General features: G+C 27.3%; 26 protein-coding genes and 3 tRNA genes. 16 read left to right on the top strand and 13 right to left on the bottom strand.

Translation table 4 applies throughout. The annotated features are described in order from the left end of the window. Positions 1 to 69: 69 nt before the first annotated feature. Positions 70 to 1,161: a restriction endonuclease subunit S gene (locus FJO69_RS02000; protein ID WP_140781325.1), complete on the bottom strand. Its 1,092-nt coding sequence runs from the start codon at positions 1,159 to 1,161 to the stop codon at positions 70 to 72. A gap of 34 nt (positions 1,162 to 1,195) precedes the next feature. Here FJO69_RS02000 and FJO69_RS07200 point away from each other — a divergent pair, with 34 nt between their 5' ends. Together FJO69_RS07200 and FJO69_RS01990 are read left to right on the top strand one after the other, a co-directional pair. Then, positions 1,196 to 1,675, top strand: a complete 480-nt coding sequence (locus tag FJO69_RS07200; protein ID WP_170177207.1) for a restriction endonuclease subunit S — start codon at positions 1,196 to 1,198, stop codon at positions 1,673 to 1,675. Between the two features lie 7 nt (positions 1,676 to 1,682). Continuing rightward, positions 1,683 to 2,066 (top strand): restriction endonuclease subunit S, encoded by a 384-nt coding sequence (locus tag FJO69_RS01990; protein ID WP_140781323.1) that lies wholly within the window; start codon positions 1,683 to 1,685, stop codon positions 2,064 to 2,066. Between the two features lie 75 nt (positions 2,067 to 2,141). On the opposite strand, the gene FJO69_RS01985 is transcribed toward FJO69_RS01990, so the two are convergent. After that, positions 2,142 to 3,623 carry a type I restriction-modification system subunit M gene (locus tag FJO69_RS01985; RefSeq protein WP_140781322.1) on the bottom strand — a complete coding sequence of 494 codons (1,482 nt, stop codon included), beginning with the start codon at positions 3,621 to 3,623 and terminating at the stop codon, positions 2,142 to 2,144. Between the two features lie 129 nt (positions 3,624 to 3,752). On the opposite strand from FJO69_RS01985, the gene FJO69_RS07195 reads away from it, so the two are divergent. After that, positions 3,753 to 6,977 (top strand): type I restriction endonuclease subunit R, encoded by a 3,225-nt coding sequence (locus tag FJO69_RS07195; RefSeq protein WP_140781321.1) that lies wholly within the window; start codon positions 3,753 to 3,755, stop codon positions 6,975 to 6,977. Between the two features lie 32 nt (positions 6,978 to 7,009). Here the strand turns inward: FJO69_RS07195 and FJO69_RS07190 are convergent, their stop codons facing one another. The 10 genes from FJO69_RS07190 to FJO69_RS01930 form a co-directional block, all read right to left on the bottom strand. Then, on the bottom strand, positions 7,010 to 7,852 hold the full coding sequence (locus FJO69_RS07190; protein ID WP_140781320.1) for an MAGa3780 family membrane protein: 843 nt from the start codon (positions 7,850 to 7,852) through the stop codon (positions 7,010 to 7,012). Between the two features lie 59 nt (positions 7,853 to 7,911). Then, on the bottom strand, positions 7,912 to 8,997 hold the full coding sequence (locus FJO69_RS01970; protein WP_140781319.1) for a M42 family metallopeptidase: 1,086 nt from the start codon (positions 8,995 to 8,997) through the stop codon (positions 7,912 to 7,914). 43 nt (positions 8,998 to 9,040) lie between these two features. Beyond that, positions 9,041 to 9,808 carry a 16S rRNA (adenine(1518)-N(6)/adenine(1519)-N(6))-dimethyltransferase RsmA gene (gene rsmA, locus FJO69_RS01965; RefSeq protein WP_140781318.1) on the bottom strand — a complete coding sequence of 256 codons (768 nt, stop codon included), beginning with the start codon at positions 9,806 to 9,808 and terminating at the stop codon, positions 9,041 to 9,043. A gap of 1 nt (position 9,809) precedes the next feature. Then, positions 9,810 to 11,273 carry a TatD family hydrolase gene (locus tag FJO69_RS07185; protein ID WP_140781317.1) on the bottom strand — a complete coding sequence of 488 codons (1,464 nt, stop codon included), beginning with the start codon at positions 11,271 to 11,273 and terminating at the stop codon, positions 9,810 to 9,812. A 103-nt stretch (positions 11,274 to 11,376) separates the two neighbouring features. Further along, positions 11,377 to 11,574: a 50S ribosomal protein L28 gene (gene rpmB, locus FJO69_RS01955; protein ID WP_140781316.1), complete on the bottom strand. Its 198-nt coding sequence runs from the start codon at positions 11,572 to 11,574 to the stop codon at positions 11,377 to 11,379. Between the two features lie 180 nt (positions 11,575 to 11,754). After that, positions 11,755 to 11,831: transfer RNA gene (locus tag FJO69_RS01950), tRNA-Ile, on the bottom strand. A 46-nt stretch (positions 11,832 to 11,877) separates the two neighbouring features. Next, positions 11,878 to 12,276, bottom strand: coding sequence for a 30S ribosomal protein S9 (gene rpsI / locus FJO69_RS01945; RefSeq protein WP_140781315.1), 399 nt, complete (start codon positions 12,274 to 12,276; stop codon positions 11,878 to 11,880). Continuing rightward, the gene (rplM, locus tag FJO69_RS01940) at positions 12,276 to 12,710 is read right to left on the bottom strand and encodes a 50S ribosomal protein L13 (RefSeq protein ID WP_140781314.1); all 435 of its coding nucleotides are present in this window, start codon (positions 12,708 to 12,710) and stop codon (positions 12,276 to 12,278) included. Before rplM ends, rpsI begins: the two co-directional genes overlap by 1 nt. Before the next feature lie 114 nt (positions 12,711 to 12,824). Then, entirely contained in the window at positions 12,825 to 13,484 is a 660-nt protein-coding gene (locus FJO69_RS01935; RefSeq protein WP_140781313.1) for a 16S rRNA (uracil(1498)-N(3))-methyltransferase, read from the bottom strand. 1 nt (position 13,485) lies between these two features. Further along, positions 13,486 to 14,211, bottom strand: coding sequence for a pseudouridine synthase (locus tag FJO69_RS01930; RefSeq protein ID WP_140781312.1), 726 nt, complete (start codon positions 14,209 to 14,211; stop codon positions 13,486 to 13,488). A gap of 117 nt (positions 14,212 to 14,328) precedes the next feature. Here FJO69_RS01930 and FJO69_RS07180 point away from each other — a divergent pair, with 117 nt between their 5' ends. From FJO69_RS07180 to FJO69_RS07165, 5 genes are all read left to right on the top strand, one after another. After that, complete coding sequence (locus FJO69_RS07180; protein WP_140781311.1) at positions 14,329 to 15,450, top strand: MHO_1580 family protein; 1,122 nt, start codon at positions 14,329 to 14,331, stop codon at positions 15,448 to 15,450. Further along, the gene (locus FJO69_RS07175; RefSeq protein ID WP_140781310.1) at positions 15,451 to 15,780 is read left to right on the top strand and encodes an MG284/MPN403 family protein; all 330 of its coding nucleotides are present in this window, start codon (positions 15,451 to 15,453) and stop codon (positions 15,778 to 15,780) included. After that, on the top strand, positions 15,770 to 16,264 hold the full coding sequence (locus FJO69_RS07170) for an MHO_1590 family protein (RefSeq protein WP_140781309.1): 495 nt from the start codon (positions 15,770 to 15,772) through the stop codon (positions 16,262 to 16,264). The genes FJO69_RS07175 and FJO69_RS07170 overlap by 11 nt, the downstream gene beginning before the upstream one ends. Before the next feature lie 8 nt (positions 16,265 to 16,272). Then, positions 16,273 to 16,497 carry an acyl carrier protein gene (locus FJO69_RS01910; protein ID WP_140781308.1) on the top strand — a complete coding sequence of 75 codons (225 nt, stop codon included), beginning with the start codon at positions 16,273 to 16,275 and terminating at the stop codon, positions 16,495 to 16,497. 70 nt (positions 16,498 to 16,567) lie between these two features. Continuing rightward, positions 16,568 to 16,642 (top strand) — tRNA-Trp (locus tag FJO69_RS07165). A 110-nt stretch (positions 16,643 to 16,752) separates the two neighbouring features. Here FJO69_RS07165 and FJO69_RS01900 read toward each other — a convergent pair. Next, a tRNA-Thr gene (locus FJO69_RS01900) sits at positions 16,753 to 16,827 on the bottom strand. A 119-nt stretch (positions 16,828 to 16,946) separates the two neighbouring features. Between FJO69_RS01900 and FJO69_RS07160 the strand changes: the two genes are divergently transcribed. From FJO69_RS07160 to FJO69_RS01860, 8 genes are all read left to right on the top strand, one after another. Then, positions 16,947 to 17,900 (top strand): ABC transporter ATP-binding protein, encoded by a 954-nt coding sequence (locus FJO69_RS07160; RefSeq protein WP_140781307.1) that lies wholly within the window; start codon positions 16,947 to 16,949, stop codon positions 17,898 to 17,900. After that, positions 17,893 to 18,825 carry an ABC transporter permease gene (locus tag FJO69_RS01890; protein ID WP_140781306.1) on the top strand — a complete coding sequence of 311 codons (933 nt, stop codon included), beginning with the start codon at positions 17,893 to 17,895 and terminating at the stop codon, positions 18,823 to 18,825. The genes FJO69_RS07160 and FJO69_RS01890 overlap by 8 nt, the downstream gene beginning before the upstream one ends. Before the next feature lie 58 nt (positions 18,826 to 18,883). Further along, on the top strand, positions 18,884 to 19,963 hold the full coding sequence (prfA, locus tag FJO69_RS01885; RefSeq protein ID WP_140781305.1) for a peptide chain release factor 1: 1,080 nt from the start codon (positions 18,884 to 18,886) through the stop codon (positions 19,961 to 19,963). Then, entirely contained in the window at positions 19,963 to 20,664 is a 702-nt protein-coding gene (gene prmC / locus FJO69_RS07155; protein ID WP_140781304.1) for a peptide chain release factor N(5)-glutamine methyltransferase, read from the top strand. The genes prfA and prmC overlap by 1 nt, the downstream gene beginning before the upstream one ends. 65 nt (positions 20,665 to 20,729) lie before the next feature. Then, positions 20,730 to 21,836: a molecular chaperone DnaJ gene (dnaJ, locus tag FJO69_RS01875; RefSeq protein WP_277872279.1), complete on the top strand. Its 1,107-nt coding sequence runs from the start codon at positions 20,730 to 20,732 to the stop codon at positions 21,834 to 21,836. 61 nt (positions 21,837 to 21,897) lie between these two features. Further along, on the top strand, positions 21,898 to 23,730 hold the full coding sequence (topA, locus tag FJO69_RS01870; RefSeq protein WP_140781302.1) for a type I DNA topoisomerase: 1,833 nt from the start codon (positions 21,898 to 21,900) through the stop codon (positions 23,728 to 23,730). 92 nt (positions 23,731 to 23,822) lie between these two features. Then, positions 23,823 to 24,914 carry a hypothetical protein gene (locus FJO69_RS07150; RefSeq protein WP_140781301.1) on the top strand — a complete coding sequence of 364 codons (1,092 nt, stop codon included), beginning with the start codon at positions 23,823 to 23,825 and terminating at the stop codon, positions 24,912 to 24,914. 2 nt (positions 24,915 to 24,916) lie between these two features. After that, the gene (locus tag FJO69_RS01860) at positions 24,917 to 25,261 is read left to right on the top strand and encodes a hypothetical protein (protein ID WP_140781300.1); all 345 of its coding nucleotides are present in this window, start codon (positions 24,917 to 24,919) and stop codon (positions 25,259 to 25,261) included.

The following is a 25,261-nucleotide window of genomic DNA, read 5'->3' as shown; positions in this document are numbered from 1 at the left end:
CAACATTTCTTCATATTTTTCGATCAAATCATCAATAATTCCGATAGTGTTAATTACTACTAAGAAAAATTAGAAATATTTATTTAATAAAATGTCTTTAATTTCTATTAAAGTTTTTAATTTTATTTTTATTTTAATAATTAATTCAAAATAAAAATTTATATTTTGAATTTCTCTTATTTCTGTTTTAGGAATTTTTAAATAATCAATACTTTCCTTGGCGTGCAAAATTGTTGTTCCTTTTGAGTGAAGCCGTATTATTTCTTTATTGTGTTTATTTTTTAAAGAAAAATATATTAATCCGGCATAGTTTTTATTAAAGGGTTTTACTATATTAATTGAACTTGAAATTGCGCCTTTTAATCCCACGGCCATTCTACCTGGGGCTCCATCAAAAGTTATTAATATGTCATTGTAATCACAAATTTTATATTTTATTTTTTTATCTATATAAGTATTTTTATATTCACCAGATAAATCGGAAACTCTTATATATTTAATTGTGTTTTCGTTTTTAAATTCTAAATAATTTTGAGAACCAACTTCAATTCCTTTTTCGAATTTGCAATATTTTTTAATATCTTCTAAATTATTTTTATAAAATATTAACTCAATATTTTTATTTCCTAAATCTTCGAATTTATTAATAATTTCTTCATATTTTTCAATCAAATCATCAATAGTTCCGATAGTGTTAACTATGTGTTGTTGTGTTTTGTAATTATGCAACCTACAATTTATATTTAGTAAATCATTTATTCTTAGGTTTGGTCTAGTTGTACTTGAAATAGAAACTGATTTTATTGCTTTTTGTATATTTTTAGAATTAAGAAGCAAATATATGTAAAATGGCTCAAATTCTTTTTTCACCTCTAATCTTATTAACCCATTATTAAAAACAGAATTTAAATTTTTTTTAGCAAAAAATAAAGAACCCGGAGATCCCGTCCTCGCTAGAAAAATTTGATTTCTTTTTATTAAAAAATTATTATATTTTTGAATTTTAACTTCGGTATTGCCTCAGCATTCGAATTTATTTTTCGAATTAATATCATTTATTCTTAAACATTTTATTCCGGTGTAATTATCTACTATAGGAGCCAGTTTAATGGCATCTAATCCTGTTTTTGTAGACGATAAACAATCTATTATTTTTTTCATATTTCCTCATTATTGATTGAAGGTGGTTTATTTTATGTATATAAAAGAAATTTGTAAAGTAAAAAGTTCAAAAAGAGTTCTTACAAAAGATTTTAAAAAAGAAGGAATACCTTTTTTAAGAGGCAGCGATTTTATTAATTGAAAAAATAAAAATAAAAATCAATTTAATTTTTTTATATCAAAAGAACATTTTAATAAATTAATTAAGATTACTGGAAAACCAAAAAAAGGCGATTTGTTTATAACTGGTGATGGTACTATAGGTAATGTTTTTTATTTAAAAGAGCAAATTGATTTTTATTTTAAAGATGGTGTAATTTGGCTGAAAGATTTTAAAAAAAATATAAATTCAAAATTTGTTTATTATTATCTTGAAACCCCTAAAAATAAAAATAAATTAATTTCCCTTTCTATTGGTTCCGTTATTCCACATTTAACAACTGAAGTTGTTAGAAATGCTTTTATAAAAGATTTTACCCTCAAAGCTCAACAACACATAGTTAACATTATTTAGGAGAGAGATGTTATTTAAAAATATAATCCAAAAAATAATTGATAATAGGGGCAAAAGTGTTAAAAATTCATCAGAAAAAGGTTTGAGAATAATACAATCTTTTTTGGTTAAAAATACTAGATATCCAAAAAACTTATCAAAAGCTAAAATTTTAGACTTTAAAGAAATAAAAAAATTTATAAGAGATAATTTAAATAAAAATGATTTGTTAATTTCTACTTGTGGTAATATAGGTTGCGTAACATTGGCTCCTGAAAAATCTTGTGTAATTCAAACAGTAATAGGTTTTAGGTTTATTGATTCAATTTCTCCGCTTTACATGTTTTATTATTTTGCTTCTAATACTCATATTTTAACTAATTTGAATATAGGACCACAAGACCTTCAATAAAATTAAATGATATTTTAAACTTAGAAATAAATATACATAATAAAAAAATTCAAGATTACATAGTTAACACTATGACTAATTAACTTCTTTTTTAAGAATTTCTAAAACTTTTTCTTCTAATTCTTTGCCCTCCACCATTAGATTTAAAAGTTCTTCACTTAATTTTTTAAGTTCAATTTTAATTTCTTCTTCAGTCATTTCATTAGATGTATCAACACCTACAAAACGACCAGGGTTTAAAGAATAATCTTTTTCTGCTATTTCTGATAAATCAACCGATTTAGCAAAACCTGGAATATCCACTTTTTTATTATTTCGATAATCTTTAAATATTTCTAAAATCTTATCAATATCAGTTTTTTCTAAAACTCTGATTTTCCGAGAAATTAAAGTTCCCATTTCTGAAGCATTAACAAATAAGAAATTTTTGTTATTTTTATTTTTATTTAAAATTCAGCATTGCACTGAAATAGAAACGTTAGCAAATAATTTATCGGGTAAAGCAATAATAGCTTCAACCGCTCCGGCTTCAACCATCGCTTTTCTTAATTTATCATCTCCGCCAGTTGAAGAAGTGGTGGCTCCGTTTGGCATTAAAATTGCCGCTTTGCCGTTTGCATTTAATTTGGCATACATTAAAGATAATCAAGCATAGTTGGCGTTTTTCTCATTTGGTTTACCAAAGATTCAACGTTCATCGCCTTCTAGACTTTCTCTTCAATAGTCTTTAATGTTATATGGTGGATTAGCTAAAATAAAATCAAATTGTCTGCCTTTATGTTTATCTTCGGTAAAAGAATCGCCATTACGATCACCTAAGTTAGCTTCAATTCCTCTAATGGCTAAATTCATTTTTGCCATTTTTCAGTTTCCAGGGTTTGATTCTTGACCGTAAATTGAAATATCGCCAGTTTCACCTGAATGTTCTTTAGCAAATTTGCTACATTGTACAAACATTCCGCCAGATCCACAACAAGGGTCATATACTTTTCCCTTATATGGTTCTAAAATATCAACCATAAGTTCAACCACAGATTTAGGAGTAAAGAATTCTCCGCCTTTGGTTGCAATATGTTTGGCAAAAGCCCCTAAATAAAATTCATAAATCTGTCCAAAGAAATCCCCATCAGCATCTTCCATTTTTAAATGTTCAGTAAAAAAATCAACTAAATTACCTAATGCTACTTTATCAAGTTCACTTTTAGAGTATGTTTTAGGTAAAATTCCTTTTAGATTTTCATTTTTATTTTCTAAAAGTTCAAAAGCTTCGTCAATTTTTTGACCGATTTCTGGACTTTTAGAAAAACTGGCGACATAATCTCATTGTGCTTCTTTTGGTACAATTAAAACGTTTTTAGCTATAAAATAATCATCTTTATCTGAAAGGCCATCTCAACCTTTTGCTTTTAATTCATTAGCTAAAACGTTATAACGATCGGAAGCATATTTTAAAAAGACCAAACCTAGTACGACATTTTTATAATCACTAGGGTCAACTTTGTCCCGCATCTTTTCGGCGGCACCTCATAAAACTTTTTCATCAATCAGTTGTGACATATTAAACCTACCTGTTTTATTAAATGATATGTAAATTATAACTAATATAAAACCCTTAAAAATATAAAATGTAATTTTATATATTTTAGCTTGTATATTTACTTTGAGTTTTTATTATAATTTTTAATTATGATGTCTATCTCAGAAGAAGTTATTGAAAATTCAATAATTAAGTTATTAGAAGAACAAAATTATCAATATATTAATAAACATCAAGATGATTGATTATTAAAACGTCAAGATAAAGATTTTAAAGAATTTATTAACTTTGATCTGCTTTTTACTTGCATGAAAAAAATCAATCATTTTCAAAATGATATTTTAACTAATGATGGTAATAAACTTTCAGAAGAACAAATCGATGAAATAATTAAAGAGGCAATTGATAAATTAAAGTTAAAAAATGATCAAACTTTGACTTTATTTGAAGCTAATAAAAAAATCCATGAATACTTAATCGATGGTGTTTATATTAATCGTCCTGATTGTAGAGTAAATCCGTTAGTTAAATTCATTGATTTTAATAATGTTGATAATAATATTTTTCAAGTAACTAATCAATTTGAGCTAGTTGAAATTAAACAAAAACGTATTCCTGATGTAGTAGTTTTTATTAACGGTATTCCCCTTGTTATTATGGAGCTTAAATCGTTTGATGAAAATGGCTCTCAAAATAATTTAATTGATGCTTATAATCAACTAGGTAATAACACGACTAATAGTGGTTATCGTTTTGATATTCCTTCCATTTTTAAATATAATGCTTTTTTAGTTATTAGTGATGGTGTAGCTTCATTAGTGGGAACTTTAACCTCAAAAATTACTCGTTTTAACGAATGAAAGAAAACTGAATTTAGTAATACTTATGATAATAAAGTAAGCCAAACCAAAAAATTACAAACTTTAATTGCTGGTTTATTTAATAAAGCAACTTTTTTAGACGTTTTAAAAAACGGAATTTTCTTTATTCAAAAAGATAATAAAGAATTAGTAAAAATTATTAATCAATACCACCAATATTATGGGGTTAAAAAAGCTAAAGCTTCGATTGATAAAGCTTTAAAACCGACCGGAAACGGGTTGGGTGGAATTTTATGACATACCCAAGGTTCTGGTAAATCATTTTCAATGGTAATGTTAGCTCATCGACTTTTAGTTGAAAGAGTCAAAATTAGCGGCGAATATAAAGTTCCAACTATCGTTGTTTTAACCGATAGAAATGATTTAGATGACCAATTAGTTAAAACTTTTGATAATGCAGCGGATTTTTTAAGATCTAAAATCGTACAAGTCGGTAGTCGTAAACAACTTTTAAATGTATTAAGAAAAAGTCAACAAGGCAAAGTCATCTTAACTACTATTCATAAATTTAGCAAAGAAGAAATCGCTAAAAACGAAAACGAAAATATTATTGTTATGGTTGATGAAGCCCACCGGAGCCATTACGGTATGAACGAAACTATTAGTTATAAGGTTGACGAAGAAACAGGTAAAACTTATGCTGAACATAATTTTGGCATTGAAAAATATATCCGTGAGTCTTTACCTAATGCAACTTTTATCGGTTTTACCGGAACCCCAATCGAAACCAATAAAAAACAAACTACCGAAGTTTATGGTAGTCTAATTGATATTTACGATATGACCCAATCGGTAGCTGATGGTTCAACCGTTCCTATTAGCTATGAACATCGTTTATTAGATATTAAAACCTTAGAAGACGCGTTAGATAAAATTGATAGTACTTATGATGAAATTGAAAATAGTAAATCTTTAAGTTGAAAACAAATCGAGCAATCAAAACGTAAACTTTCTAGATTACAATCTATTTTTGAAGATCCCGATTTAATCGAAACACTTGCTAATGATATATTAGATCACTATAAAAACTTTTTAAACGGGAAAGTAATGGTGGTTACTGAAACTAGAGCTGCTGCTATTAAATTATTTAAAAAGCTGCAACAGTTAGCCGAAGAAAAATTTAGCGATAAAATTAGTAAAGATCAAATTATTGTTGTGGCAACTACTAGCAATAAAGATTCAGCTGAGGATAGATATATTTTAGGTAGCAAAGAAGAAAGAAAAGAAAAAGGTACCGAGTTTAAAAAAGATAACTCAAAATACAAAATTGCCGTTGTTTGTGACATGTGATTAACTGGTTTTGATGTTCCTGATCTAGAAACAATGTACTTTATTAAACGTTTAAAAGCACATAATTTAATGCAAGCAATAGCTCGGGTAAATAGAGTTTATCCCGGTAAAACTTCTGGTTTATTAGTTGATTATTTAGGGATTAAAAAATATTTAGATGAAGCTAGAAATCAATACACCAACCGTGATTTAGAAAAAAACTTTTTAGATGTAGCTAAAAGTGCTTATCCTGAATTACAAAAGATTTTAGTTAAATTAAATCAACAATTTGCAGCCGTTAATACTGATAGATTTGACAGCAATGACGGTTTAGAAGTATTTGAAATGATTCAAAGTGGAGCCAATATTGCTTTAAAAACTAAAGAAAGCGAAATTGAATTTTTAAATTATGATTCTTATAATTTAAAACGTTTATATAACGTTTGTCGTAGTTTATTAACTGCCAAAGAAGATTTAAAAACTAGATATTATTTAGGGGTTAGAAGTTTTATTCAAAGATTAAATAATACAAAAGAAAATATTAATACTTTTGAATTAGACAAAAAGATTTTACAACTTCGTGATGAAGCTATTAAAGTTGATGAAGTCAAAATTCTAAACAAATATGAAACGACACCGGAAGAATATATTTCAATTTTAAATAAAGATTATTTAAATAAAACTACCGATAAATTTAAAGGCATTGCTAAAATTAAAGTTTTAACCAAAGCTATTGCTATGTTAATTGAAACATCTCGTACTTCTTTGGAAAAATCTAAAAAGTATTCTAAACATTTAAAAGATATTTTAAACAAGTATAAAAGCCAAGATGAAGAATTTGATATTAATAATACTATTTATGATTTAACTAAATTCGCTAACGAGATTTTAGAAGAAAAAGCTGATATTGAAGCTGAAAAATTAGATCCGCTTGAAGAAGCTTTTTATCAAGTTTTAAAAACCGAAAGTGTTAAACGTATTTTATCCGATAACAAAATTAGACAGATTGCCAAAGAGTTAAAAGAAATTTTAACTACTTACTATGAAGAGCATACTGATGATATTTTTGAAAGAAATAGCAAAAGAGCGGCAATTAGAGTTAAAATCAAAGAACAACTAGAAAAATATGATTTATTAAATAAAAACTTTAATCAAGAAGCCGATCTAACTGAAAAATTGTTTTCAGAAGCTCAACACATTTATAAAAAACAACACCAACAATAATTTAAAATGTTGACTTTAAAAGCCAACATTTTTTAATTCAATTTATTAATAGTTTTATTTTCTATTGATTTATTTTTCTTAGTCAATTTTATTAATTTAATTTTATATACTGCTTTTCAAAAATAAGCAATCGCTGGAAAAATTAATAACCCGAAAATTACAATTGCTAAATTTAAAAAGATTTTAATAGCTATTGAATCACCTTTATAAAATAAGGGTTGCTCGAAGTTTAAAAAGCTATATACTGTTAAACCAAAAGTTCGATAACTTTCATTTGAAGGGTTGCTATCTAAATCAATTAATTTAATGCCACTATAAAAAGCAATTAAAGCAAAGAAATAATAAGCTAAAGCTACTACATCGGTTAATCAAATAGTTAAAGTCGTTATTTCAATATTTTTACGATTTATACCTAAAACAATAAAACCGATAATCGGATTTATTAAATGCATAATAATTGATAAACTACCATTTAAAGGTTGAAATCTTTTAATTGATTCTGGAAAAATTAAAGTTCAATAAACTAAAAAAGTTACACTAATAAATACGACAGTTAAAAACATTGCTTTTTTAGCATATTTATGATGATAAAAAATTGCAAATAAAACGCAAGTTATTCCTAAACCTAAATTTGATATCCATGTAAAGGTAAAATTGATCGATCAAAAAATTGATAATATCGGCGGTATTGCTTGATTTTTAATCATTAATTCAAAAGCTTCGGGATTTTGAATTTTAACAGCATTTAGTCGATCATAATATAACCCAGCATAAACATGTCATTTTAAAATGGTTGTTAGCATAATAATAACTAACAAACTAATACCAATAAATAAAGTTGCTTTTTGCTTTTTAGTTCATTTAGCCCATTTCATCTTTACCTCTTATTAAAAATTAGATGCTTAGTTAGCATCTAATAATATAGTAATAATTATTATTTATATTGAATCTTTTTATATTCTTCTTCGTTAAATTCTTGTAAAAAGTTAATTAATAAATCAGCAGCAGCTAAAAGATCACTCATAGCACAAACTCCAATTGGAGAATGTAAATAACGTTGTGGTAATGAAATCGTCATAATTTGAGCTCCACCTTTAGCGTATTGAAGTTCTGATGAGTCAGTTCCACCGCCCATTGCTACAAATTTATAAGCGGGAATTTTATGTTTTTTAGCTACATTAGTCATAAATTTTAATAAACTAGGATCTACCATAGTTGCTCGATCTTGCAATCTTAAAGCAGCCCCTTTAAACAAGGCAGTATTACCTTTAATAGTACCAGGTGTATCATGAGAAGCGCAAGTATCTAGTGCCATAGCAATATCTGGATTAATTAAAGAAACTGATGATTTAGCACCACGAGTTCCGACTTCTTCTTGTACGGTTCCCACTAAATATAAATCAACATCTAGTTCTTTTTTAGCAATCGCTCTGGCTACTCATTCCATAACAGTAACCCCAGCACGGTTATCCATTGCCTTACCACCTAATAAATCCGGATCAGCAAATTGGATAGTTTCACCAGACATATAAACTCTATCACCAATTTCAACACCGTGCTTTTCAGCATCTTCTCTGCTCCTAAAACCGAAATCAGCGTATAGTTCATCCATTGTTATCGCTTTGCTTCTAGCTTCGGCTTGCATAATATGGATAGAAGTATGTCCAAATAAACCAAAATAAGTTTCATTTGAAGTAGTAACTAATTTAGCTTTTGTACCAATAACAACAGTCGGTCAAATTCCACCGACAGCTGAAAGTAATAATTGACCTGTTGGTTCAATGTTTCTAACAATAAAACCTACTTCATCCATATGGGCAGCAATCATTACTTTAGGTGCATTAGGATTAGCAGATGGTTTATGCATAATTAATGACCCGAAGTTATCACGGCTAAATTCAAAACCTAAGCCTTCTAATGATTTTTTTAACTCTTGAGCTACTGGTTCTTCATAACGAGACATCGCTTCAATTTCCATGTATCTAATTAAACGTTCTTTAAATAATTCTTTTTTTGTCATATTTGCTCCTTAAATATTAATTAATAACACATAAAATTTTACCTTATAAATTCTCTAAAAGTACATATAAGCTTTTGATTTGATTAAGATCCAATTGCTCGGCTCTAACGTTTAAACTAAGATTTAATTTTTCTAAACTTTTAACTATTAATTCTTTAGGATAAGAGGTCTGCAAATTATTAATTAAAGTTTTACGTTTGAATTGAAAAATGATTTTAATAAAATGTAACATTTTTTCCAAATTAAAATCAATGTTATCAACAAAATCAAGTCTTACTACAGCTGAATCCACCTTAGGTACAGGATTAAATTCATTAGCTTTAACGTTAATAATTTTTTTAACGCTTGCAACTAAATTAACTGATAATGTTAATTTAGAATAAGCCTTAGAATTAGGGCTTGCTACTAAACGATCCGCAACTTCTTTTTGTACCATTAGGGTTGCTCTTTTTAAGGTTTTAAAAGATCTAATTAATTTAAAAATAATATCGCTAGTAATGTTATACGGTATATTACCGATTACTACTAACTTATTTTCTAAATCGAGATTAGCTTCTAAAAAATCTTGATGTTTAAAATGAATATTACTTGGTAAAGCCTTGTTTAATCAAAGATTATAAATTTCAAGATCTAATTCATAACAATTCAAAGTTTTAACTTTATCAATTAAATGATTAGTTAAAGCCCCTAATCCCGGTCCAATTTCAATTACATCTTCGTTATTAACTTCGGCAGCTTCAACGATTTTTTGTTGAATATTTTTATTAATTAAAAAGTTTTGCCCAAATGATTTTTTTGCTTTTATTTCCAAGTTAAACTCCAAAAATATTTTTAATATTGTTTCTTATTTGATTTACAAATTGTTCATCATCAATATTTTTAAGGGCAGCAATATATTGATAAGTATAAGCAACATAAGGAGAAATGTTTTCTTGACCTCTTTTAGGAGTTGGGGCTAAATAAGGAGTATCGGTTTCACAAATCATTCTTTCAATAGGTATTGCTTTAACAGCTTCTTGAGTTGTTAAAGAGTTTTTAAAAGTAACAACTCCGGAAATTGAAAAGTAAATATTAGGATAAGGTAAACATTTTTTAACAAATTCAGCGTCGCCACTAAAAGAATGTAAAACAATATTAACGTCTTTTCATTCTGGTTTAATAATTTCGTTATAAGCATCTTCTAGGGCATCTCTTATATGTAACATTGCAACAATATTATGTTTTTTAGCTACTTCTAATTGAGCAACAAAACTTTCGTGTTGAATTTCTTTCGAAGGACTATCATCATAGTGATAATCTAAACCAAATTCTCCAATTGCGATAACGTTTTTATCAATAATACTTTCTAAAAATTCACCATCTTTTTTACCTGTAGCATTAGTTGGATGAATACCAATAATCGGTTTAACAAATTGGGGTAATTCTTGTCCTAATTTAAGTACCTCTTTACTATCTTCTTGACAAGTACCAACTGCAAAAATCATTTCTAAACTTTGTTGTTGTCATTGTTTAACAGTTTCTAATGGATTTTTATAATATTCTAAAAATGGGTGACTGTGAGTATCGATATATTTTAAATTTGAAGTTTGCGGAGCTAAAACTTCAAAGAAAATATCTTTAATTTTATTTTGTCAAATTTCTTTAGATTCACGATATTCCATTTTATTATTTGAATCAACTAAGTTATCACTTATAACTTTAATCGCTACAAAAGTTTGACTATATATATTAGCAATATAATTTAAAGCCGCTCCTTCCATATCAACCACTTCAGCTTTAGGAAAATTATTTTTAATAATTTCAATATCACTAGAAGTAGCAAAACGATCAGATGAAACCAATCCTGCTTGGGAAGAATTTTTAAAAATTTTAGATAGTTTATAGGTTTGAGTTTTATCAGCTTTAATAATATATTCGTTTTGATTTGGTAGTTGTCCTAAATGATAATTAGGTAAAGCGGTTAAATCGACATCAAAAAATGCAGTCGAATTAATGATTTTAATATCTCCAACTTTATCATTTTCATTAATTGAGGCAGCAGGTCCTAAATTAATGAAAATTTTATTTAATTCATCTTCTAAATAGTTAATAGCATTTAACATCCCTAAAGCAGCGTTTATTTTACCTACTCCGGTTATTAATAAAGCAAACTTTTGGTTTTTATATTTACCTAAATACATTTTTTGCAGTTTATTAAATTTGATTTCTTCGTAAGTTAACACTTGTTTTAAAATAAGCTCAGCTTCTTGTTTTTCAGCAAAAGTAAATATGTACATCTTTTCTCCTTAGTTAATAATTAAAAGTATAAACCATTTTAAATAAATAAAATAACTGCAAAAAGCAGTTATTAAATTATTTTTTTAAATATAGGTTATCTAATTAAGCCACTAATCCGTATTTTTTTAGAGTTCTTGCATTTTTAGCAGTTGTACGTACAGTTTTTTTAGTACCGTTTTCTAATAAAACGGTTACTTTTTGCAAGTTAAGGTCAAAGGTTCTTTTTGATGTATTTAAAGCGTGTGATCTTTTGTTTCCACTTAAAGCTTTTTGACCGGTTAATTGATCTCTTCCTGGCATAAACGTCTCCTTTACTCGTCTTCTTGTAATTAGTATTTTAATATTTTATATTATTTTTGCCTTTTTTTATAATATTTGTTATTTTAACTTATTTCTTATAAGAAATAAGAGCTTATTAAATTAAGGCATATAAAAACCACCGTTTTTATAATGGTGGTTTTTAAGATCAAATTAATGATATGGTGCGAACGAATGGACTTGAACCATCGACCTCACGATTATCAGTCGTGTGCTCTAACCAGCTGAGCTACGCTCGCAAATGATATGGTGTAATTTACACCATAATATTATAACATAAATAAATTAACGTTTTGAAAATTGTCTTGCTCTTCTTGCTTTTCTCAATCCAAATTTCTTACGTTCTTTAACACGTGCATCACGAGTTAAAAATCCAGCATCTTTTAAAGAATTTCTGTATTCATTGTTTGATGCTTCTAATAAAGCTCTCGCAATACCTAATCTGATTGCTCCGGCTTGTCCACTTAAACCTCCACCGTTAACGTTTGCAAAAACGTCGAATTGTTTTTCGGTTTCGGTTAATGCAAATGGACTTAAAGCATCTTTAATTAAAATATCTGAATTTAAATAGCTTTTAGCTTCTTTACCATTAATGATAAAGCTACCTTTTCCTGGTAATAAGTAAACTCTAGCAACTGATGATTTACGACGGCCTAAACCGTAATATCTGATTTTATCTGCCATTATTTAACCTCGATTTTAACTGGTTGTTGAGCTTCTTGTTTGTGATCTGCCCCAGCGTATACATATAAGTTTTTAAATTGTTTACGTCCTAGTTTAGTGTGAGGTAACATTCCTCTAACTGCTTTTTCAACTAGTAATTCAGGTTTTTTAGCACGTAGACCAGCTGCTGTAATTTGTTTTAATCCACCAGGGTATCCTGTGTGGTGGTAGTAGATTTTCTTTTCGTCTTTTTTAGCTGTAAGAACAACGTCTTTAGCATTAATAACAACTACATTGTCGCCCATGTCAACATTTGGAGTAAATGTTGGTTTATTTTTTCCACGTAGGATTGAAGCTACAAGAGTTGAAAGTCTTCCTAAAGGAACGTTGGCTGCATCGACGATATATCATTTTTTATCAACTAATTCTTTTCTAATAATTGTTGTTTGACGCATACTTTCTTCTTTCTATTGTATTTTGTTGTGATATTTGCACCTTTATATTTAATATAAAATGCTTTACAATTATAACAACTTTTTAATATTTAAAAATAAACTTTTCAAATAAATTTATTTTAGCCGACTTAGCATATAAATTAATGCCGTTTCAGCTCTTAAAATAGCTGGTGATAACATCACAATTTCAATATTTTTTTGCTTAGCTTTACTAATTTCCGCTTCGCTAAAGCCACCTTCTGGGCCAACCATTAATAAACAATCTTGGTTAATTTCTTGAAGATGAACTTGTTTTTCATTTTCGTAAGCAATAATGATGTTTTGATAATTATTAATAATTTCTTCATAAGTTTTAGGTTGATTTAATTTGGGTATTGCATTTCTAAAAGATTGTTGAGCTGCTTCTAAAATGATTTTATTAAAACGATCATATTTACGGACAATATTTAAATTAGATTTATCGGTATATTCCGAAGTAAACGGAATTATTTCCTTAGCTCCTAGTTCAACTGCTTTTTGCAAGGCAATTTCAAAATTACTTAGTTTAATAATTGGAATAGCAACAATAACATTTTGCTTATATTCATGATTAATATTTAATTTTTCAATAATTTCGGCTTTATTTGGAAAAACAAAATTACACTTGTAATATTCATTTTGATAGTTAATTAAAATTGGTTCATTTTTTAGTCTTATTACTTTAATATGACGTTGAATATCTTCATCTAAAACAAAGTAATTATCAATCTTTTGGTTAACAAAAAATTTATACATATTATTTAATATCTTTATTAACTAAGGCTTTTAAAATATTTACTTCGTCTTGGGTTAAATAACGTCAATCGCCAATTTTTAAAGCATTATGATTAATTGGTCCATAACTTTTACGGTGTAATTTTTTGACATAATTATTAACTAATAAAAATAAGTTTTTAACGTGGTGATTACGTCCTTCTCTTAACTTGATTGAATATTTATTATTACCAATTTGTTTAACAATTTGTTTTGAAGGTTTACCGTTTAACATCACTTTATTTGAATTTAAATAGTTAAGTTCTTTTTCCTCTAATGGTTTTTCAAGCTCTACTAAATATTCTCTTTCGATTTGGCTTGAAGGGTGAGCTAGTAAATTAGCTAACTCGCCGTCATTAGTAATAATAATAACTCCGGTGGTATTAAAATCTAACCTACCCACCGAAAACATATGCTCTTTAATTTTTAAGTATTGATAAATAGTACGTCTTTCTTGTGGATCTTTTAAAGTACAAATTGTATTTTGCGGTTTATTAAGTAAAATATAAACGATTTTTTTAGGTTTATTTAAAGTGATTACTTTCCCGTTAATTTTAATTTCATCATGGTTATTTACCCGCATACCAATATAAGCAAGTTCACCATTTACTAATACTTTATTTTCAGCAATTAATCGCTCGGCTTCACGTCGTGAACAAAACCCAATTTCTGAAATTCTTTTTTGTAGTTTAATATCTTGATTTTCCATATTAACTCCTAAAAACTAAGTAAAAAATATATTTATTTATAAATATAGCATAAGCTAAGTACCAATCTTAGAAAAAATAAAAATATTTGTTTTGTAATGTAAACGAAAGAAGGAATAATGGTTGTCATAAATGAGGCTTATCAAAATCAAGATAATAAGTGAATAGAAAACTTTTATATAAAAACCGAAACGATTAATTATCATCCAAAAGCAATTGATTATTTAGTTTACGGTCAGCTTAATTTAGAAAGGTTAATTAAAAACAATAAATTTATTATTAGGTTTAAATATTTTAATCCTTATTTTTCTGGTGGAGTTATTAAAGCAAAACTTTATATTAACAATAAGGAATATGAATTTAAATTAAATCACATTAAAGAAAATTCAGAATTTAATTTTATTTGTATCAGTGAATTAACTAAGGGTTTAACAAACGAAGTTTTCGAAAATATTGAAAACATTAATATATCGATAAGTGGAATTAAATATGGTTTTAATGTCGAAGAAAAAATAACTGATTTTGTTTATAAAATCTCTAATATTAATCAAAATAAAGAAATAAAAGTGCAATCAAAAGGCATAATTATTAATTTTCTAAACAATTTAATTATTGATTCTAATGTTGATATTGAAAATTCAGATAAATTTATTCACTTTGAAAGTCGAAAATATACACAATTTAATTTTTATCCGACTTTATTAAAACAAAATCAATTAAATAAAACTTTATATCAAGTTTCTATAAATAAAGTTTTTAATGATAAAAACATTGATGAAGATATTAAACAATCTGATGTTTATAATATTAAACTTAAAAGTGAATTTAATACCTCATTAATTGATGGTGATATTAAACTCTTATTTAATCCTTATGATTTAAAAAACGGAATTACTTTTGATAATTATTCTTATTACGACAAAATAAAACAAAAAATAATTGTTTCAGCCAATAGCAATCAAGCTCAAAAGGGCTTATTAATTCCACCTAACTTTTTTGGTAATCTTAACCATAAAACAACAATTAATTTTGGTAATAAAGATAAAACTTTTGTTCTTATTTATAATCAAGTATTTCTTAAGCCATTACTTAATCTTTATAAAGGTTTAATTAAGTTAAATATAGAAAAACATCAGCAAAAAATAATTAATATTAAATATCACAAACTTAAAGAAGAATCAATACCAAAAATAATTAAACGAGCAACTTCGATTGAAGAAATTATTAAATTAGGAGAATAAATGAATTACAACTTAGAAATTGACATAATAAATCAACAATCTTTACAATCAAAAAGACACTTTATTTGAAAATTTTGTCAAAAAATAAAATGTATCAATGAAGTAAATAAATTAAAAGGGCAAAGCAAAAATAATAAAACCTTAGAAAGCTTTGCTAATTTATTAGACGCAGATGAGAAAAACATTTTTACAAATAATTTTGTAAATAAAGATATTGATAATTTTTGATATTTAAATTATTTTTCTAAAAATACTTACTACCGAAAATTAAAACAAGTTGTAGATTTATTTTTTACTTATATAAAGGAGATGTATAAAAATGAAAAATAAAATAATTTTAGGTGTTACTTTTGGTGCTGTTGCCTTAATTTCAGTCGGAGCGACTGTTGCAACATTTCTTTTAACCAAAGGCAAAAAGCCGGATATTGTTTGAAATGATGATGATGTAAAAGTTGATGATTCTTTACCAAATAAAAAATCAGATGATAATCCCAAAGTAATAAAGGATAATGATGATATAGAAATTCCTAAATTAGAAGAAAAACAATTAATTGATTGACAAGAAATTTTTCCAAACATTTCAAGCGAAGAATATTATGATAAATTAAATTTTAAAAACGGTCAAGCTTGAATTGATGAAGAAATGATAACTTACATAACCAAAGATGTTCTAAACAGAATGACTAATATTGATGGAGAAACTTATTTTGCTTATAAAATTGTTGACGATCAAAAAGTATTAATTAGTTTTAAATGAGAAAACGAAAAACAAAAAACTTTTGTGACTTATCAAATTAGCACCAATAAGTTATAATTCTATGCATGGAAACAGAAAAAATTGTTTTTAATCAAATTAAAAAATTAACCAAAGTTAAATTTAATTTAGATTCAGAAATTAACGATTTAAAAATTGATAGTTTAGACCTTGTTATTTTAATTAGTGACATTGAAAAAGAACTTAATATTACTATTAGCGATGAAGAACTAATGCAACTTAAAAAGGTTGCTGACATCGTTAATTTACTGGAATTAAAATTAAAAAAATAAAGAAAAGTGTGTAAAATATTAATTGTAAATTCTACATACATATAGCTTATATTTATTTATAAGCTTATATACGGGTATAGTTCAATGGTAGAACAACGGGCTTCAACCCCGTGTGTTGTGAGTTCGAGTCTTGCTACCCGTGCCATATCTTAATGACCTGATGTATCAATTTGATACATCTTTTTTTATTTTTATTTAAAAATTTAAAATAAAAAAAGATGCCACAAAGACATCTTCAAGGTTGTAAAAACAATATGGTGCCGCTAATTGGATTTGAACCAACGACCCCTTCCTTACCATGGAAGTGCTCTGCCCCTGAGCTATAGCGGCAATTACTTTATCTATTATATATAAAAAACATATTTTTACATTAAATAATTTATATTTCATTTTTTAAGCTTATTTTGAAGGCAATATAATACAATTTACTTATTAAATTAAGGAGTAATATGGCAGAAGATACAAAACACATTATTAAGATTACTAATTTGGTAAAAAAATTCAAAAAACAAGTTGCAGTAAATAATTTAAGCTTTCAAGTTAAAAAAGGTGAACTTTATGGTTTTTTAGGTTTAAACGGAGCAGGCAAAACTACAACATTAAACATTATTTTAGGTTTACTTAAAAAGGATAGCGGACGAATCGAAGTTGATGGTTTAGATGCAACCAAAGACTATATGAAAATTAGAAATAAAATTGGTATTGTTTTTCAGCAATCTATTTTAGATGCTCAACTTACTGTTAAAGAAAATTTAATGAGTAGAGCAGCAATGTATTACGGCTTAATTAAAGATCAAAATAATAAGTCAGTAACTACGCAAAAATTAGTTGATAATATGGTTCAAGAATTTCAACTAGAAGAGTTATTAAACAAACCATATGGCAAATTAAGTGGTGGGCAAAAAAGAAGAGTAGATATTGCAAGAGCTTTAATTCATGAACCAGAAATTTTATTTTTAGATGAACCAACTACTGGTCTTGATCCTAATTCTAGAAAAATGGTTTGAGACACACTTCAAAATATTCAAAATAAAAGACGTTTAACCATAGTATTAACAACTCACTATATGGAAGAAGCTAATAATTGTAATTATGTAATTATTATTAAAAAAGGTACAAAATTAGCTGAAGGTACACCAAGTGAACTTAAAAATATTTATTCTAAAACAGCTGTTATTGTAAATCAAAAACCTAACGAAAATTTTGATGAATGATTAACTCATTTTAATGATTTATTCACCATTAAAAAAGATGAAAATCGTTATATTTTAAAATTTAATAACTATGAAGAAGCTAAGGAATTTAGTGTTTGACATAGTGGTAAATTAAAAGATTATGAACTGCAAAAAGGAACAATGGATGAGGTCTTTTTAAACGTTACCGAAGGAGAAAATAATGTATAAATTAAGTCAACTTATTAAACGTAATTTATTACTATTTTTTAGAGATAAAAGAAAAGTAATAATGACATTCTTTTCACCTTTAATTACTTTATTTATTTTTATCTTATTTGCCAAATCACTTTATACCCAAAACATTTCTAAGGAAATGACTTCTGTCCAATCTCAAATCGGAAACGGTTCACTTTTAGTTGGTCTTTTAGGAATTTCTCTTTTAACTAACGCAATCTCAATTTCAATTTTAATTGTTAATGATAGTGAAAAAAATGTCTTTAATGATCTATCAATGACACCGATTAGAACATCAACCATTAGAATAAGCTACTTAATCGTAAACGTTATTTTAAATATTGCTTTAACAACGATGATTTATTTAGTTTTACTAGCTTATTTAGCAATTAGTAAAAATTTAAGTGAGCAAATTATTACTATTGAAGATAAACAAATTGTTATTCCTGCTTTATTAACTATTAAAACTGGTTTTAGTATTTTTGGAATGATTGTTTTAGGAGCTTTATTAAATTCAACTTTCTTCGTTTTTGTATTTAGCTTTGTTAAAAATACCACAGTGTTTTCTGTTTTATCAGGAGCTTTATCTTCAACATCAGGGTTTTTTATTGGGGCATTTATTCCTATTACTATACTTCCTTTATTTTTAAAAAACTTGGCTTCTGCTTTACCAGCAACCCAAGTAGTTCAAGTTATTAAATATTTAACATTTTTAAATCTTGCTGAACATTTACAAGTAGTTTCACAACAAGTTGAATCATTAAAACCACTTCTAGCTTCTGTTAACTTTTTACAAAATATTTATTTTGTTGGTTATGAAAACTTCCAAATAGGATATTCAATATTATATGTGGCAATTTGCTTTGCGGTTGTGTTTATTGTTTCATCAGTAGTAAGATTTAGAGTTACTAAGAAATAGCTTTATGCTATTTTTATTTTGCCTTGATTTAAGTGTGTTTTTGTTATAATTTGTCATTATGGAAAAAACAATGTACGAATCACTATTGGCAATTAAGGCTCAATACGAAGAATTAAATAATAAATTAAACGAACCAGAAATATATAGCGATATCAAAAAATACACTAAATTATCAAAAGAAAAAGCAGATTTAGAAGATATTTATAATTCATTTAAAAAATATCAAGAAATCGAAGAATTATATGCTTTATCAAAAGATATTATTAACAATGAAAAAGACGAAGAATTAATTGCTTTAGCCAAAGCTGATATTGATAATCAACAAGCTCAATTAGAAAGTCTAGAAGATACAATCAAAGAATTATTAATTCCTCAAGACGAAAACGATAAACGTGATGTTATTGTTGAAATTAGAGGAGCTGCCGGAGGAGATGAAGCTAATATCTTTTCAGGAGATTTATTTAAGATGTATCAAAAATATTGCGATACAAAGGGTTTTAAAATTAAAGTTATTGATTCGACATACGGAACAGCTGGTGGATTTAGTCAAATTATTTTTAGTGTTAAAGGCGACAAAGTTTTTTCAAAAATGAAATTTGAACGTGGCGTACACAGAGTTCAAAGAGTACCTCAAACCGAAACCCAAGGTAGAGTTCATACTTCTACTGCTACGGTTACAGTTTTACCCGAAGTTGATGATGATGTACAAATTGATATTAAACCAGATGAAATTGAAGTAGATGTATTTAGATCATCAGGGGCTGGTGGACAATCAGTTAATACTACTGACTCAGCAGTTAGAATTACTCATAAACCGACCGGTATTGTAGTAACTTCACAAGATGAAAGAAGTCAAATTCAAAACCGTGAAACTGCTTTAAAAGTTTTAAAATCTCGTTTATATGAAATGGAAATGCGTAAACGTGAAGAAGAAGAAAGTGGTTTAAGAAAATTGGCTGGTACCGGAGACAGAAGTGAAAAAATTAGAACTTATAATTATCCACAAGATCGGATCACCGATCATAGAATTGGTTTTTCAACTTCTCTAAAAGTAGTTATGGACGGAGCTTTAGATAAAATAATCGAAGAGCTTATTGCAGCTGAAAAAGCTGAAAAAATCAAACAGGCAGGCTTATAATGATTGAAAAAGAGGTATTACTACGTGAAAAGATGCGTTATAATATGCCTCTTTTTGTTTCAAAAAAGGAGCTTAAACTTTTAAAAAAAGATTATCCAGTGCAAAAAATTATTGGTTGACAAGAAATGCAAGGCGTATGGATTAATCTTAAATATAAAGTTTTAATTCCTCGATATGAAACAGAAGAAGTTATATTAGCAACTTATCCATTGATTAATAAAAATTCAAAAGTTTTAGATTTGGGTTGCGGTTCAGGTTTTATTGGACTTGCAATTAAAAAAAATATTGATTGTGATGTAACGTTAATTGATATTTCTAAGCAAGCTATTAAGCAAACTAAATTTAACGCTAAATATAATAATTTAGACGTTAAAGTTATTAAATCAAATTGATTTAAAAAGATAAACGATAAATTTGATTTAATTGTTTCTAATCCTCCTTATTTAAATAAGAAACATTGTTTTGCTAAATCTTTAAAATATGAACCTAGCAAGGCTTTATATGCTAAAGACAAAGGATTGGCTGATTATAAATTTATTTGTCAAAATGCTAAAAATTATTTAAATGAAAAAGGTCATTTAGTTTTTGAAATCGATCCTTATGCTGCTAAATGATTTAAGCAAAATTATGCTAATTGTTTAATTTACAAAGACATTAATAATAAAGAAAGAATTTGTATTCTTAAAAAAGAAGATTTATAAATCGAAGAGTGTTAATTTCGCAAAAATTAGCACTCTTTTATATTTTGTGCTAAAATGTTAATATTATGGAAAAACGTGATTATTATGAAGTGCTTGGCATTAATAAAAATGCTACAGACAAAGAAATTAAAAGTGCATATCGTAAATTAGCAATGCAGTATCACCCCGATCGCAACAAAGAAGAAGGAGCCGAAGAAAAATTCAAAGAAGTAAGTGAAGCCTACGAAGTTTTATCTGATCCTGAAAAAAGAAAAAAATACGACCAATTTGGACATGGTGCTTTTGACCAAAGCAGTTTCCATTATTCTGAAGATATTTTTAATTCATTTTTTAGTCAATTTAAAGATGCATTTTCTGGTTTTGGTTCATTTGACGGTTTTGGCGATATATTTGGTTTTGGGGGATCTTCTAGACAAAGAAGAAACACCAAAGGCGATGATTTACAAATGCGAATGAGCATTGATTTTATGGACTCAATTAAAGGTAAGAACGCTCAAGTTAGATTAACCAAACACAGCAAATGTCAAACCTGTAATGGAAGAGGTGCCGAAAACGATAGCGATATTGTTTCTTGTGATAAATGTCATGGTAGCGGACAAGTTAAAATTAGAAGTGGCTTTTTTACTCAGGTTATGCCTTGTGATAAATGTGGCGGCTATGGACAAATTATTAAAAAACCATGTAAAACTTGTTCTGGAAAAGGGCATGAACAAAAAGATGTTTATGAAAACATTAATATTCCAGCCGGTATTAGCTCTGGAGAAGCAATAAAAATGGAAGGCTTTGGTATGCCTTCTGAAAATGGTGGCGAAAACGGAGATTTATATATTATTGTTAATGTAAGAGCAGATAAACATTTTGAAAGATTAAATAACGATTTAGTTTTAAGTGTACCAGTTTCAATTAAAGATATTATGTTAGGAAATAAAATTACCATTCCTACGCCCTATGGTAATGAAGAAATTCAGTTAAAACCTGATATGAAATTAGATTCAATTTTAACTTTAAAAGGATTAGGGGTTCCATATCGTGGAACAAATAAAAAAGGTAATTTAATAATCACATTAAAACCTTATATTCCAAAAATGAAAAATGAAAGCAAAGAAAAAATTGCAGAAATTTTCGATAATACAAATAATGATGAATACAAAAAGTGATTGGAAACATTCTAATCATTTTTTAATTTAAGTAGATGTCTTTGTGTTATTATAATACCATCAAAGCGAGGTTCACATGGCAAATAAAGTAATGATCGTTGAGTCACCTAATAAGGTTAATACTATTCAAAAATATATTGGAGATGAAGTAAAAGTTTTATCTTCTGTTGGACATATTTTAAAAATGTCTACAAAAGGTAAAGGCGGATTAGGTATCGATTTTGAAAATTGAGAACCACAAATGGTTGCAGATCCAGCTAAAAAGAAAATAATTTCTGAATTAAAAGCTGCGGTTAAAAATGCTGACGAAGTTTATATCGCAACTGACCCTGATCGTGAAGGTGAGGCGATTGCTAAAAATTTAGTTACTACTTTAAAAATTGATAAAAAATATTACAGAATTACTTATCACGAAATTACCGATGAAGCTATTAAAACCGCCATTGAAAATAAACATGATATTGACGAAGATTTAGTAAACGCTCAAAAATCAAGAAGAATGCTGGACCGGATTATTGGTTTTAAACTTTCTCAATTAATGAAAAAATCAGTAAGAAACACTCCGACTAATCCTTCTGCAGGACGTGTACAATCAATTGCTTTAAAATTAGTTGTTGACCGCGAAAGAGAAATTGAAGCTTTTATTCCAACTTTATATTCACAAATTAACGCTAAAATTACCGACGAAATTATTGCAGATTTCTTTTGAAAAAATGAACCTGACTTTAAAGGTGAAAATACTTGAATTAATCGTGATAAAGCTCAAAATATTTTAGAAGAATTAAATAAAAATAAAACTTTAGAAGTGGTTGATTTTAAAATTTCACACCGTAAAGAAGGAGCAATAACTCCCTATAAACAATCGGTTTTATATAAAGAAGCAAAATATGCTTCTTCAACCGTCCAAGCTGCCGCTCAAAAATTGTTTGAAAGTGGGCTTATTACTTATCCCAGAACCGATTCAACTAGACTTTCAGAAGTATTTATTCAAAAAGCTAAAAAATATATTGAAAAACAATACGGCAAAGAATACGTCGCCGATGAGGTTAAAGGTTTTGCTGGCGATCAAGATGCCCATGAAGCTATAAGACCAACCGATGTTAAATTAACACCCGAAGAAGCTCAAAACAAATATGGTTTAAGTGATATTGATACTTATATTTACAAAATTATTTATCAAAAAACTATGATGGCAATTATGAAAAGTCCCCAAAGAGATATCTTTTCATATGAACTAAAAAATGGGGAATACTTTTTTAGAATGTCATACAGTGTTATTACTTTTATGGGTTATTACGCTATTAGCGGTTATGAAAGTGGTAAAACTTTACCTAAATATAATATTGGTGATGTTTTAGATGTGGCTGAATTTATCAAATTAGATAAAGAAACTAATCCACCAGCTAGATATAATGAAGGTTCGCTAATTAAAGCCTTAGATGATATAAAAGTTGGACGTCCTTCAACTTTTGCTTCAACTGTTAAAATCATTAAGGACCGTTTATTTGTAGAAAGTCAAGGTTCTGCTTTAAAACCAACCGAATTTGGAAAAGTTGTTTTAGATAAATTGATCGAAAACTTCCCTACAACTATTAACGAAGAATATACCGCTAAGGTCGAAGAAGAGCTCGACGAAATCGCCGATGGCAAACAAAACTATCAAGAAATAATGCAAGAATTTTGAGATAGATTTATTCAACATTACGACGGTGTAAGCCAAAATATTGAAGTAACTGTTTTAGAAAACGAAAAATTAGAAGAACCTTGCCCTGAATGTGGTTCAGAGCTAGTATATCGTTATGCTAAATCTAATGGGAATAAATTTATTGGTTGCTCTAATTTTCCTAATTGCCGTTATGTTAAATCTTTGGAAAACAAAAAAAGATTTTATAGAAGATGAAAAAAATAGTCCTTTGTGATTATTTTTTATTTTTAATAAAAAACACAGAAAACAAGGCGTTTATTATAAAATTTAACTATTAAAAGGACGTTATTATGGATATGAAAAGTCATAAAACCAGAAAACAAAAAGCTATTGGCGGTTTGCTTTGAACCGGTCTTTCACTAGCTATTGTTGGTTCGGTTAGTGGTGCTTTATACTTCATGGTAAAAAACTCTCGAAAAGTTAATAAAGAACATTGATCTGCCGAGAAGTTTTTAAAACATGCCGAAGAAATTAAATTAGATTCGCCTATAATAACTCCTTCATCTGCTAAAAATATTTATAACAGTTTAGAACAAGAAATTAAAGCAGCTAACGATAAAATTAGAAAATATATCGAAAACAATCCTGAAATCGAACCTTATATTGATAGAACAGCCATTGACGGAATTCAACTTACCATTTTAAATACAGCCGGTGAAAAAATGATTAAAAGATCTATTTTCGAAAGTGCTGATGACGGTGAAAACGATGATAAAAATAATACTAATAGCAAAAAACATCTAAGAAAACTATTAGAAAATATTCCTCCTAAATATGATGTTAATGCTTATATAAGTCAAAGAATTCAAATTAAAAGTAATTTTGAAAATAATAAATTTTTAGTAATTAGATTTACTGGTTTTGATAAAACCGAAGATATAAAAGTTTTAAAAGTAAATTATATTATTACTTTAAATCACGATTATGCTGCTTCTGATTTACAAATTGGAATCGATCCAGATTCACCTAAATCAAAATACTATTTTAAAGGTAGTCAAGAAGTTAAATTTTTAACTAGTGGTGAAAAAATTAGCTATGGTTCTGAATTTGATATTCATTCTGTCGAAATAATAAAACAAGCAAGAAAAATTATTAACAGCGGTATAACTGACGATCCAGCTGAAACCGAAGAGTGATTTAAATCAGAAAAATTTGCCGAAGAGATTTTTGCTTGATTTGTTGATAATCTTAAAAAATATGATGCTTTCCCCGATATTTATCCAGAAGATAAATTTAAAATAATTCCTTATTTAAATAATGGTAGATATGTAATATGAAACCCAAATAAAGGGCTTGATAGTTTAACAATTACTTATCAATATCAAAACAAAGAAAACCCCGATTCGGTATCACGTGGTTTAATGAAAATATTTACAGTAGGTGAATAAAAATGGGAATACATAATGATAAAGTTTTATTAAAAGAAAAAATTAACGAAATTAAGCAATTTGAAAAGGATTTACAAAAGATTAAAAGCTATTTTCAAATTAGTGAAAATCAACAAAATATGTCATTACAAGAATTTTATGAAACAGTTAATATTTTGGATGAAGACATTAATATTAATAATTTAAATAAAAAAAATAATGACAGTCAAAGTTTAAGACAACTAGCAATTATTATTAATGAATTGAAAAATCAATTAGAAGAAAAAGTGCAAGAAGAAAATGTCGATTTAGATTTAAATAAAATTAATGAATTTAAAGATTGAATAAAGAAACACAAGGGAGAATAA

This window comes from [Mycoplasma] falconis, assembly GCF_006385795.1.
Taxonomy (GTDB): domain Bacteria; phylum Bacillota_I; class Bacilli_A; order Mycoplasmatales; family Metamycoplasmataceae; genus Metamycoplasma; species Metamycoplasma falconis.
Note: the sequence above shows the minus strand (reverse complement) of the source record. Positions and strands in the feature narration are given on the sequence as shown.